This is a genomic window from Niastella caeni, assembly GCF_004834005.1.
In the GTDB taxonomy this organism is placed as follows: Bacteria; Bacteroidota; Bacteroidia; order Chitinophagales; family Chitinophagaceae; genus Niastella; species Niastella caeni.
In genome coordinates this window covers 265661-278308 of sequence record NZ_STFF01000005.1, presented here as the reverse complement: position 1 = coordinate 278308, position 12648 = coordinate 265661, and the positions used below count along the sequence as shown (strand labels likewise).

General features: G+C 43.9%; 13 protein-coding genes. 11 read left to right on the top strand and 2 right to left on the bottom strand.

Annotated features, from left to right (window positions below; translation table 11 throughout):
- Nucleotides 1–27 precede the first annotated feature (27 nt).
- The 6 genes from FAM09_RS18900 to FAM09_RS18875 all read left to right on the top strand — a co-directional run bounded on the left by FAM09_RS18900 (nt 28) and on the right by FAM09_RS18875 (nt 7656).
- The gene (locus FAM09_RS18900; RefSeq protein ID WP_136578699.1) at nt 28–1473 is read left to right on the top strand and encodes an Ig-like domain-containing protein; all 1446 of its coding nucleotides are present in this window, start codon (nt 28–30) and stop codon (nt 1471–1473) included.
- Between the two features lie 126 nt (nt 1474–1599).
- On the top strand, nt 1600–2217 hold the full coding sequence (gene recR, locus FAM09_RS18895) for a recombination mediator RecR (protein ID WP_136578698.1): 618 nt from the start codon (nt 1600–1602) through the stop codon (nt 2215–2217).
- 384 nt (nt 2218–2601) lie between these two features.
- Entirely contained in the window at nt 2602–3630 is a 1029-nt protein-coding gene (locus tag FAM09_RS18890; protein ID WP_136579027.1) for a homocysteine S-methyltransferase family protein, read from the top strand.
- A gap of 50 nt (nt 3631–3680) precedes the next feature.
- Nucleotides 3681–4010: an ORF6N domain-containing protein gene (locus FAM09_RS18885; RefSeq protein WP_262711666.1), complete on the top strand. Its 330-nt coding sequence runs from the start codon at nt 3681–3683 to the stop codon at nt 4008–4010.
- 2 nt (nt 4011–4012) lie between these two features.
- Nucleotides 4013–6745, top strand: a complete 2733-nt coding sequence (gene metH, locus FAM09_RS18880) for a methionine synthase (protein WP_136578696.1) — start codon at nt 4013–4015, stop codon at nt 6743–6745.
- A 92-nt stretch (nt 6746–6837) separates the two neighbouring features.
- Nucleotides 6838–7656 (top strand): hypothetical protein, encoded by an 819-nt coding sequence (locus FAM09_RS18875; protein ID WP_136578695.1) that lies wholly within the window; start codon nt 6838–6840, stop codon nt 7654–7656.
- A 25-nt stretch (nt 7657–7681) separates the two neighbouring features.
- Here FAM09_RS18875 and FAM09_RS18870 read toward each other — a convergent pair whose 3' ends face one another.
- The gene (locus FAM09_RS18870; RefSeq protein ID WP_243751717.1) at nt 7682–8473 is read right to left on the bottom strand and encodes an LOG family protein; all 792 of its coding nucleotides are present in this window, start codon (nt 8471–8473) and stop codon (nt 7682–7684) included.
- Between FAM09_RS18870 and FAM09_RS18865 the strand changes: the two genes are divergently transcribed.
- The 4 genes from FAM09_RS18865 to FAM09_RS31600 all read left to right on the top strand — a co-directional run bounded on the left by FAM09_RS18865 (nt 8472) and on the right by FAM09_RS31600 (nt 10395).
- Nucleotides 8472–9236 carry an exodeoxyribonuclease III gene (locus FAM09_RS18865; RefSeq protein ID WP_136578694.1) on the top strand — a complete coding sequence of 255 codons (765 nt, stop codon included), beginning with the start codon at nt 8472–8474 and terminating at the stop codon, nt 9234–9236. The two genes, FAM09_RS18870 and FAM09_RS18865, sit on opposite strands and share 2 nt — an antisense overlap.
- A 78-nt stretch (nt 9237–9314) precedes the next feature.
- Complete coding sequence (locus FAM09_RS18860) at nt 9315–9620, top strand: DUF4286 family protein (RefSeq protein WP_136578693.1); 306 nt, start codon at nt 9315–9317, stop codon at nt 9618–9620.
- Nucleotides 9621–9837: 217 nt separating this feature from the next.
- On the top strand, nt 9838–10191 hold the full coding sequence (locus tag FAM09_RS18855; RefSeq protein WP_165920396.1) for an HU family DNA-binding protein: 354 nt from the start codon (nt 9838–9840) through the stop codon (nt 10189–10191).
- Between the two features lie 99 nt (nt 10192–10290).
- A complete protein-coding gene (locus tag FAM09_RS31600; RefSeq protein ID WP_136578692.1) occupies nt 10291–10395 on the top strand; it encodes a 30S ribosomal protein THX in 105 nt (34 codons plus the stop codon).
- Between the two features lie 221 nt (nt 10396–10616).
- Here the strand turns inward: FAM09_RS31600 and pdxH are convergent, their stop codons facing one another.
- Nucleotides 10617–11261: a pyridoxamine 5'-phosphate oxidase gene (pdxH, locus tag FAM09_RS18845; protein WP_136578691.1), complete on the bottom strand. Its 645-nt coding sequence runs from the start codon at nt 11259–11261 to the stop codon at nt 10617–10619.
- A gap of 96 nt (nt 11262–11357) precedes the next feature.
- On the opposite strand from pdxH, the gene FAM09_RS18840 reads away from it, so the two are divergent.
- Nucleotides 11358–12437, top strand: coding sequence for an RsiV family protein (locus tag FAM09_RS18840; RefSeq protein ID WP_136578690.1), 1080 nt, complete (start codon nt 11358–11360; stop codon nt 12435–12437).
- Nucleotides 12438–12648 lie beyond the last annotated feature (211 nt).

Here is a 12648-nt window from a genome sequence, read left to right as displayed (position 1 = left end):
CAATAAACGGCTTAAGTTTGCGGCCTTATGAAGTATGCTTCTTTATTAAAAATAGTGTCACCGTTCCTTTTGATCATTGCGCTGCTTCCTTCTACCCTTGTGCAAACAGGTTGTGCCAATATAGTACCTCCCATGGGCGGCCCCCGCGATTCCGTACCACCCCGACTGGTACACATGAACCCCCGCGATTCAGCTAAGAATTTTACCGGTAAAAAGATCGTTATAGAATTCGATGAATTCGTTCAGTTAGATAATGTACAGGAAAACCTGCTGGTATCGCCGGTGCCCAAAGTAAACCCGGTGATAGAGTCGAAACTACGTACCGTAACGATAACCGTTAAAGATACCCTTCAACCCAATACCACCTATTCCATCGACTTTGGCAATGCCATAAAAGACATAAACGAAGGAAATATCTTAAAGAACTTCACCTACCTGTTTACAACCGGCAGCAGCCTCGATTCATTAGAGCTTACCGGTAAAGTGATCATTGCCGAGACCGGTAAAACCGATTCCACCCTTATTGTTATGTTGCACACCAGCCAGGACGATTCGGCTGTTATTAAAGAAAAACCCCGCTATGTAGCCCGTGTAGATAAAGATGGCAACTTTGCTTTCAGCAATTTGCCTTCCGGCTCTTTTGCCTTGTTTGCACTGAAAGATGAAGGCGGTCAGCGACGCTACCTCAGCAATACCCAGTTGTTTGCGTTTGCCGATGAACGGGTAACACCCAGCACATCACCCAAACCGGTTACATTATATGCCTACCTGGAAAAAGAAGAAGAGAAAGACAAAGGTAAAAGCAAACCGGCCATACAGCCAGGCCGGCCTGCAGCCAGAAAGAATGGCAAAGAGAATACTAACCTGCGGTTCGAGACCAACCTGACCAATAATGAATTAGACCTGTTAAGCCAGTTTGAATTCAGGTTCCCTACACCACTCAAAAATTTCGATAGCACCAGGGTTAAATTTACAGACGAAAAACATGAACCGCTCGCCAATTATCGTTTTACTACAGATACCAGCAATAAAAAAGTAACCCTTACCTATAGCTGGACCGAAAACACCGAGTACAACCTTATTCTTGACTCAGCGTTTGCAGAAGATACTGCTGGCAACAGGGTTCAAAAACTGGATACGCTTTCTTTCCGCACTAAAAAGCCCAGCGACTATGGTCTGGTTCGCTTACGCCTGTTAAACCTTGACTTCAGCAAAAACCCCGTTTTACAATTCGTGCAAAACGATGAGGTGAAATTTGCCTATCCCATGACCACCAGGGAGTTCAACGCCAAATTATTTGTTCCCGGCGAATATGATCTCCGCATCTTGTACGATGATAATAAAAATGGTGTGTGGGATGCGGGTTCCTTCTTTGAAAAACGCCGCCAGCCCGAAAAAGTATTGCCCATTAGCCGTAAACTAACCGTTAAAGCCAACTGGGATAATATTGTAGACATTACGTTACAGAAATGAGGAATAAGGAATTAAGAATTATAAATAAAAAAGTGCGAAAAATAACCATTTGTCAGCCCTAATAAATTGCGGGAACAACGACAAACCACAAACCATAAACCACAAACAGTTCGGTATCTTTGTATCATGGAATTTTCTTCTTCTCTGTTGGAAAATGCGGTGAGTGAGTTTGCCAAACTGCCCGGTATTGGTAAAAAAACTGCATTGCGGCTGGTACTGCATTTGCTAAAGCTTGACCCCGGTAATGTAGAGGCATTTGGTGAAGCAGTGCTTAAAATGCGTCGTGAAATTAAATTTTGCGAGCGTTGTTTTAATGTGGCCGATACTACTACCTGTTCTATCTGCGCCAATCCCTTACGCAAACAGGAGCTCATTTGTGTTGTGGAAAATATCCGCGATGTTATTGCCATCGAAAGCACGCAGCAATTCAGCGGCGTGTATCATGTATTGGGCGGCATCATTTCTCCGCTCGATGGCATTGGCCCCGACCAGCTTACCATTGAACCCCTGGTACAACGTATTGAGAAGGAAAAGACCGAAGAACTGATCTTTGCCTTAAACCCCAATATTCAGGGCGATACCACCATCTACTATATTCAAAAAAAGCTACAATCAACACCGGTTAAGATCACTACTATTGCCCGTGGCATTGCCTTCGGTGGCGAGCTGGAATACGCCGATGAAATGACCCTTGCCCGCAGCATTACCAACCGCCTACCGGTTGAAAAGTATGTGCAGCATTAGCATTTCAGCAACCCAACCATCAAGCCATTAAACCATCAAACCATCACTTCTAATTTGCTATTAACATAACAAGCTGTAAATTTGCACCCGCATGGGCGGATTTGTTTATTGTTCGGCCTATGCATCCAGAGCAACAACCGGCATCCCGCCATCCTGATAACTTCGGGTAAGATGCTAAAACTGAACTAATAAACGACAAGAAACTCTCTCTAAACAGTTTCCCAACGTTTACCAGTTCGGTTCATTATTAGGAAGTGGGCGATTGCAACAGCTATCAGCTTAGTTGCGCCTGTCACACAAATGTCGGGATCGCACACGACGGCGTACAATACGCCGGTAATGCTCATCAACATAAACCGCTATGCCAAACAAAAGGAGGTCAGCATGAAATCAATACAACAATGCCTGCAGGAGCGCATCCTGATCATTGACGGCGCTATGGGAACCATGATCCAACGCCATAAGCTGGAAGAAGCCGATTATCGCGGCGAACGTTTTAAAGACTGGGCCAGCGACCTCAAAGGTAACAACGACCTTTTATGCCTTACACAGCCCGACATTATCAAAGGCATTCATAAATTATATCTCGCAGCCGGCGCCGACATCATTGAAACCAATACGTTCAATGCGCAGGTTATTTCACTGGCCGACTACCACATGGAGTCACTAGCCTATGAATTGAATTTTGAAGCCGCTAAGATCGCCAAAGAAGCCGTGCAGGAGTTCTTTGCCGACCCTTCCACCAATAAAGGTGGCCGGGAACGGGCGTTTGTGGCCGGGGCTATTGGTCCGCTGAATAAAACACTTTCCTTATCACCCGATGTAAACAACCCCGGTTTCAGGGCGCTTACATTCGACGAGGCCATGACCGCCTATTACGAACAGGTGAAAGGGCTGGTAGATGGTGGCGTAGATCTGTTGTTGATTGAGACCATCTTCGATACCCTCAACGCCAAAGCCGCCATTTACGCTATTAAGAAATACTTTGCTGATGAAGGCAAACCAGAGCTTCCTATCATGATCAGCGGTACCATTACCGATGCATCGGGCCGTACCCTGAGCGGACAAACACTGGAAGCCTTTTATACTTCTGTTATGCATGCCAAACCGCTGTCCATTGGGTTGAACTGTGCCCTTGGCGCGTCGGAAATGCGGCCGCATATTGAAGAGTTAAGCCAGATCGCCGCGTGCTATACATCGGCGTATCCCAATGCCGGCTTACCCAATGCCATGGGTGAATATGACGAACAACCCGAGCAAACCGCTCACTTCCTCGAAGAATGGGCGCGCGAAGGTTTTGTAAATATCGTAGGCGGTTGTTGCGGTACCACACCCGACCATATCAGGCACATTGCAGATCATGTTCGCCAGTTCAAACCAAGACCCTTACCGGTTTTGGAAACGGCGTTATAAGAAGTTTTTGAGGTCACAATTTGTGACTTCAAGCTGGAATAACAGGAAACTTGATATCGCAATTTGCGATATCAAACAGGAACAGTTCTGGTAGTAGAAATATAACCCGGTTTCCGCCGGATTTTATGTTTCAGCTTACCGAAGAGGAGTTTAAACCTTTGATGTCACAAATTGTGACATCAAACGCAACAGAAAGGAAAACAGGAAGAGGCGGTATAAGAAAACTACCCTACGCATTTACCGAACAGGGTGTAGCCATGTTGTCGAGTGTGTTGAAGTCAATACAAATCATCTTCAAAATATTAAAGGAATTAGTAGCGAAAGATGCAAAACCTACGGCCAGAGAACCGATTGGTTTTGTTGTACCAAAAAAGAAATAAGCATGCCAGCAAACACAACGATAAAACCATACTTGCGGCTTTCGGGTTTAGAACCCTTAGTCATTCGCCCGGAGACGAACTTTGTAAACGTAGGTGAGCGCACCAATGTTACCGGTTCCAAGAAATTCGCCCGTCTAATCAGGGAAAACAAGTATGAAGAAGCATTGAGTGTAGCCCGTCAGCAGGTAGAAAGCGGCGCCCAGGTGCTTGACGTAAACATGGATGATGCCCTGCTGGATGGCGTAAAAGCCATGACCACCTTTTTAAACCTGTTGCAAAGTGAGCCCGATATAGCCAGGATCCCGATTATGATCGACAGCTCAAAGTTCGAGATCATTGAAGCAGGTTTAAAGTGCGTGCAGGGTAAGTGTATCGTGAACTCTATTTCCATGAAAGAAGGAATAGACAAGTTCATTCGCGAAGCGAATATCTGTAAGCTGTACGGTGCTTCCGTTGTAGTAATGGCATTCGATGAAAATGGTCAGGCCGATACCCTGCAACGCAGGGTCGACATTTGTGAACGCGCCTACAAGATCCTGACCGAAGAAGTAGGCTACGACCCACAGGATATAATTTTCGACCCCAACATATTTGCCGTAGCAACCGGTATTGAAGAGCACAATAACTATGCGGTTGACTTTATTGAAGCCACCCGCATCATTAAGCAAAAAATGCCGCTGGCCAAAATAAGCGGCGGGGTAAGTAACATCTCTTTCTCCTTCCGCGGTAATGAACCGGTGCGCGAAGCCATGCATGCCGTGTTCCTGTACCATACCATTAAAGCCGGTATGGATATGGGTATTGTAAATGCCGGTCAGTTGATCGTATACGATGAAATAGAACCGCAATTACGCGAACTGTGCGAAGATGTGATCCAGAACCGCCGCGAAGATGCTACCGACCGGTTGATACAATTTGCCGAAACAGTAAAAGCAAAAGATAAATCAGAAGTAAAAAATGAAGCCTGGCGCAGTAATTCTGTTGAAGAGCGATTGAAACATGCGCTCATTAACGGCATTACAGACTATATAGACCAGGATACGGAAGAAGCCAGGCAAAAATACCCAAAACCCCTCGACGTAATTGAAGGGCCGCTAATGAATGGGATGAATGTAGTGGGCGACCTGTTTGGCAGCGGTAAAATGTTTTTGCCGCAGGTAGTGAAAAGTGCGCGGGTAATGAAAAAATCAGTAGCTATTCTCACCCCTTATATAGAAGAAGAAAAAGAAAAACTGCGCAATTCGGGTGCGGCAGCAGCCACATCTGGCGCCGCCAAAATTCTATTGGCCACGGTGAAGGGCGATGTGCATGATATTGGTAAAAATATTGTAGGCGTTGTGCTTGGCTGTAACGGTTACGACATCATTGACCTGGGAGTAATGGTGCCGGCCGATAAGATTCTGGAAACAGCGCAGAAAGAAAAAGTAGACATTATCGGTTTAAGCGGCCTTATTACCCCATCGCTCGATGAAATGGTGCATGTAGCCCATGAAATGAAACGGCGCAACATGAACCAGCCCCTGCTGATCGGTGGCGCTACCACCTCACGGATGCACACGGCTGTAAAAATTGCACCGCAATATGAGAATGGCGTTGTGCATGTGCTGGATGCTTCCCGTAGTGTTACGGTAGCCGGATCGTTGTTAAGCAATGAACAGAAGCCCGATTTCCTCGCGAACATTGGCAAAGAATACCAAAAGCTGCGCGACGATTTCGGCAGTAAGAAAACCGCCAAGCAATTCCTTCCTTTTGAACAGGCGCAACAAAACAGGGTAGCCATTGACTGGAACAGTTATACGCCCCCAACGCCTCAATTCACAGGTACCAGGATATTCGACAACTACAACCTCAACGAACTGAAAGACTACATCGACTGGGGCCCCTTCTTCATAGCCTGGGAATTACATGGTAAATTCCCGGCCATATTACAGGATGAGAAAGTAGGCAAAGAAGCTACCAAACTATTTGAAGATGCCAATGCTCTGCTGAATAAGATCATTGATGAGAAATGGTTAACCGCCCGCGGCGTTATTGGCTTCTGGCCGGCCAGCGGCGATGGTAAAGATTCCATTTTCTTATATGATGAAAGCGGAAAAGTAAATACGAGGTTGGAAAGTTTGCGCCAGCAATTAAAAAAAGCCGAAGGACAACCCAACTTTTCATTAGCCGATTTCGTTAAACCGGTGGCTGAGCCCGCTAAAGGAAAAAATGAGGAAGGTTCAGATTACATGGGCGCGTTTGCTGTTACTATACAGGGAATAGAGCCGCACATAAAAAAGTTTATAGAAAATCACGATGATTACAACAAAATCATGTTACAGGTGTTAGCAGATAGGCTTGCCGAAGCTTTTGCTGAACTGTTGCATGAACGTGTGCGAAAAGAATTCTGGGGGTATGCGAAAGAGGAGCATTTTAGTAACGAAGAATTGATCAAGGAATCGTATTCCGGTATCAGACCGGCGCCGGGTTATCCGGCCTGCCCTGATCATACGGAGAAATATAAACTATTCCATTTGCTGGGCGGTGAGCAGGCAACCGGCATTACATTAACAGAATCGCTGGCTATGTATCCTGCCTCATCAATATGCGGTTGGTATTTTGCACACCCGCAAAGCCAGTATTTTGGTTTAGGTAAAATTCAGAAAGACCAGGTGGTTGATTATGCCAACCGCAAGAACATGCCGTTAGAAGAGGTTGAACGTTGGTTGCGTCCCGTATTGGAATATGATGCGTAATAACTTTTGTTAAGCCTGATTCACAATAACAAAACAAGCATCTTCGTTTGGGTCCCGTTCCCTTGAAAATGCCTGATTAATCCTGTAGCAACATGAGTAATTCCCGTAGAAATGCTATTACGGCAATAGCATTTTTAAGTATCCTTGTGCCTAATATTGTAGCAGCTCAAACCAAACATTCCGGCCGAAAAGGTGAATTCTATTTCTCCTGGGGCTATAACAAGGAATGGTACACCAGAAGTAACCTTCACATTGTACAACCTGAGCTTGGTAACAACTACACCTTTAAAAACGTTCGCGCTCACGACAATCCCGGTTGGGACAAAGGGCTCCTCAGCAAAGCGATGACCATTCCCCAGTACAACTACCGTATTGGTTATTTCTTCAACAAAGAAAAAGGCCTGGCCATTGAGATCAACTTCGATCACACCAAGTACATTATCGATCGTCAACAGGCGCGTGTAAAAGGAACAATGAAGGGCAAAGCTGTTGATTCTTCTGTAAATTGGTCTGAAGGTGATGGATTCTTTTACTACCTGAACAATGGCGCCAATTTTTTACTGTTCAACATCGTAAAACGCTGGGAATTGTATCAGCATCCCAATGAAAAGATCAAGATCGATTTTTTGGGTAAAGCCGGTATTGGCCCTGTGATCCCACACGTAGAGAACAAACTGTTCAATGAAAAGAATGAGCCCGGCTTTCAAATTGGTGGTTGGAACGTAGGCGCAGAAGGCGCTGTAAGAGCAACCTTCTTTAAATACGTTTACCTGGAGTTTGCGAACAAAATAGACTACGCCCGGTATTCGCACCTGAAAGTTTATAAAGGACGTGCCCGCCAGGCATTTGGTACCTACGAGCTTATTTTAAACCTGGGCATCACTTTACCCGCTGGTAAGAAAGTACAATAAAGATCAATTCCCGCGATTCGCTTGCCTACCTTTTTTCAAAGAACCACCAGTAACGATTGCGTGGTTTAACCTTGTAATTCTGGTTAATATAGGTTTGAATATGTTCCATGGCTTCATCGATGCTGTCGGTAAGCAGAACCAGTTTCATGTCTTCCCGGCTGATAGTGCCTTGCTGCGCCATGAATTCAGCATAGTTCCACAAACTGCTGTAGTATTCTTTACCGAATAATACAATAGGGAACTGGGTAATGGTTTTTGTTTGTATCAGGGTCAATGTTTCAAAAAATTCATCCATGGTACCGAATCCGCCCGGCATAATGATGAAAGCGTAAGAATATTTAACTAACAACACTTTGCGAACAAAAAAATGTTCGAAGGTGATGGACTTATTCAGGTATGTGTTGGCTTGTTGTTCAAAGGGCAACCGGATGTTACAGCCAATAGATGTACCGCCATTTTCAAAAGCGCCGCGATTGGCGGCTTCCATAATACCAGGGCCGCCGCCCGTCATAGTGGTAAAGCCAATATCGGCAATACGTTTACCAAATTCCCGGGCGCTTTCATAATAAGGATGGTCTTCCTTAAACCGGGCCGACCCAAACACTGTTATACAGGGACCAACAAAGTGAAGCTTGCGAAACCCATGTATGAATTGTTTGAACACCCGCCACGCAAAAGCCAGTTCATAGCTGCGGCTTTTAGGACCTTCCAAATAAACCTGTTCTTTAGGGGGTATTATCGGCTCAATCTTTTTCTTGGCTGAAGCTGCTTCCATATCAATATTGTAAATTGCCAGCCAATTTAAAGAAAAAATCATGCGCATTATTAGTTATAATGTGAATGGCATAAGAGCAGCCATGACCAAGGGTTTCTGCGATTGGTTAAAAACTGATCCGGCAGATATTATTTGTTTGCAGGAAACAAAGGCCACAAAAGATAATGTGAACCGACTGTTGGTTACCGAATGCGGGTATGAAGATTACTGGTTCTCCGCAACTAAAAAAGGATATAGTGGCGTAGCTGTTTTCACTAAAATAAAACCCGATAATATTGAATACGGTAACAAACATGCCGTAAGTGATGATGAAGGAAGGATCATACAGCTCGATTTTGGCGATATCCGGCTCATCAATGCGTATTTTCCTTCAGGTACAACGGGCGATGTTCGGCAGGAATTCAAATACCAGTGGCTCGATGATTTTTATACCTATCTGCAGGCGCTGAAAGAGAAACATCCCAAACTGATCTTATGCGGGGATTATAATATTGCCCATACGGAAATAGATATTCACGATCCCAAAGGGAATAAGAATACTTCGGGCTTTTTGCCCAATGAAAGAGCCTGGATGGATAAATTCTTTAACAGCGGATGGATAGATACATTTCGTGTATTTCATCCCGAACCCAACCGGTATAGTTGGTGGAGCCAGCGTTTTCCCAGTGTACGGTTACAGAATAAAGGCTGGCGACTCGATTACATCACAGCTACCGAATCATTGCGCGGTAATTTGAAAAGTGCCGACATTTATCCAGATGTAAAACACAGTGATCATTGTCCCGTGTATCTGGAACTCAGTTAGTATTTGAATTGTAAATTTTACACCTTTTCCCAGGTTTGTCACAATATTATTACGTGAAATTTGTTTTAGTCAACCTCCATGATTGTATATAACATAACTGTAAAAATCGATCCTGCTATAGAAGAAGAATGGATACAATGGCAGCAGCAGGAACATATACCCGAGATTATGGCGTCGGGCCAGTTTACACAATGGAAAATATTCAGATTATTAGAGCAGGACGATACAGAAGGCATGACGTTTGTGATACAATATTTCGCGCCTGCAATGGAGAATTACTATAGGTATATTGAGGAGTTTGCACCTGCATTACGACAAAAAGCATTTGATAAGTGGGGCGAGAGATTCATTGCTTTCCGTACAGTAATGGAGGTTGTGAACTGAGTGTGGATAAGAATATTTTAATTTCATGGCCTGTGCGGCAGAGCTAAATTTATTGTATATTTCACGAAACCCTTTACAGGACAGCATTTCAGGCGGTATTGCATGAAACACACACCAGTACTGCGTTTCAGCGTGTAACATAAATTCACAAAACGTATTACAAAACATTGCAATTTGCTAAAATCCTTATCCCACGCGGATTTCAGCACTTTATCAAATGTTAATTTTTCGACCAAAAAATTTTGTTTCAAGTAAAAAGCGGCTAAATTTGTTGCTGCATAAATTCTTAAAAAATCACACTATGAACAAAGCTGAATTAATTGCAAAACTTGCCGATGATTCAGGCATTACTAAGACACAGGCTAATGCTGCTCTGGATTCTTTTATTGAAGCAGTTACCAAAACATTAAAAGGTGGAGGTAAAGTTACCCTGGTTGGTTTTGGTACATTCTCTGTATCAAAAAGAGCAGCTCGCAATGGTCGTAATCCGCAAACCGGTGCTGTGATTAAGATTAAAGCTAAAAAAGTTGCCCGTTTCAAAGCTGGTAAAGAATTGCAGGCTAAATTATAATTACTGCCTTACGCACGAAAGCTCCGTTACTGCATGCGAAGTATCGGAGCTTTTTTTATTTTTGCATCACTTTAATAATTCACTTAATAATCTAATAACATGGGTAGAGGAGATAAAAAAACGAAAAAAGGCAAAACCTTCAAAGGTTCATACGGAAAAAGCCGCCCTGCAAGGGTTAAAAAGGCTGCTGCTAAAAAGAAGTAAGCAGTAGGAGGTAAGAAGTAAGAATTACCCTATAATTTAATTTTTACTTCTTACCCCCCACTTTAAACTACAACATCAAAATCGTACTTCATACGTCTTACTGCTGTATCCTATATTCTGAAAAGGTTGTTTTTACTCTTCTGATACCCATCTGACAGCCTACTTCACACCGCTTACTTCTGCTTCCTGTATTCCCGAATTCAGCTTACCCTCCCATACCCTCAAGGAGCCAATCGTTCAATTGTCCAGGTATTATCTCCCTGTAACGTATATTGGATCCGGTCGTGCAAACGGCTTGGGCGACCCTGCCAGAATTCAATAGAAATAGGTTTTACGCGGTATCCACCCCAGTGAGCCGGCCTTTTTAGCGGTTGGGCGGCAAAGTCTCTGGTGTATTTTTTCTCCTGTTCATCCAGCCATTCCCTGTTCGCAATCACCTTGCTTTGCGGCGATGCCCAGGCGCCAATGCGGCTTCCCTCGGGGCGACTGTTAAAATACACATCGCTTTCATCGGCACTGGTCTTTTCAACCAACCCGGTTATGCGCACCTGCCGTTCCAGCTCCTTCCAGTAAAATACCAGGCATGCCCGTGGGTTTTCGGCTAAGTGCATTCCTTTAAAGCTGTCGTAATTGGTAAAAAATACAAATCCGCGTTCATCATAGCCCTTTAATAACACAATACGGGCAGCGGGTACACCATCAACCGAAGCGGTGGCCAGCGTCATGGCGTTTATTTCATCAATTTCACTGTTCAATGCTTCCTGCCACCAGGTATCGAACTGGCGAATGGCGTCGGGAGCTACATCCTGTTCTAACAGGGATTTCAGTTTATAATCTTTGCGTATATCAGCGATAGTTGATGACATGGCCTTTATTTTAGTGGTACAAAGGTAATGGCCTCACGAATTAACCTTACTGATTTTGATCATATCCATTTTACCTGTTAATTTACAGTACACTGTATGAGACAAACATTTATCCTTTTATTTATCCTTGGCAGCTTTCATGCTGCGCTTGCACAAAAAAGCAACGCCGCCCCTGTCATTACCCGTTATTACTTTTTTACCGGCACTATCGACAAATTTCCGGTCACCTTTCATTTGTACCGGATCAATGAGCAGTTTTCAGGCATTTATTATTACAACAGTACCGAAGTGCCTATTGCGGTTTACGGCATTCTTAAAAAAGACCAGTTCCTGAAACTGGCGCATAATGACCAGGATGGCGAAGTAACAGAAGAGATCTCGGGAAATTTTAAAGACTCTTCATTTTCCGGCACCTGGCAAAATAAAGGTAAAATGCTGCCATTCCGGGTTGCATTGCCCCAAAACAGCCATCTGCTGGCTTTTGACTATATATACACAGAGGGTTCTAAAAAGTTGACCGGCGATGGAAATAACCGCGATGCCTTATCATATGACGCTGCTACCATATGGCCTGCCGCTTCCTCAAAACATCCCGCAACGAACCTGATAAAAGAAATAATTTACGAAGCCTTCGATGAAAAGCAGAGCCAGGAGCCCATTGGCAAAATCATGATCAATGAAAAAAATGAAATCTTGAACCAGGGCAAAGAGGAAGATGCGCCAACCTATGCATTAAGCAGAAAAGTGCAGGTAGAATATCGAAATGCACGATTGCTGACATTATCGAAATTCATTTATACAGATGGTGGCGGCGTTCATGGTAATTACGGCACTCAATATATCTGCATTGACCTGGTAAACAACCATAAGCTGGCCATCACCGATGTATTAGACACACTTGCATGCAGGGAAACGCTGCGTACATTGCTGGCAAAAAAATTCCGTACAAAGTATAAAGTAAAGCCGGAAGAGAAACTTTCTGAATACCTGTTCAATGATACCATTGCGCCCGGCAATAATTTCATGCTTACGTCTAAAGGCATTGCATTTAACTATGTGCCTTACGAAATAGCAGCTTATGCTCTTGGAGAAGTGTTCTTGTATATTCCTTATAAAGAGCTGAGCGGTTGTTTAAAGCCTGAATTCAAACAACTGATTGGAATAGTTGGTCAATAAAAAATCAGATAAGTTAGAAGACAAAATTGAACCGGAAGTAACTTTTTGATAGGTAGCCACCAACTAACCGACCGTAACGCCCCAAACAACAAACCCACTTATACTCAGTATTAGTGGGTTTGTTGTTTCTATAATATTCGTTTATCGTGTTTAATACCGATTCCCGATGTTTGCCATTTTTCTTATTGCTTATTGGCTTCCCGTTGCCTGG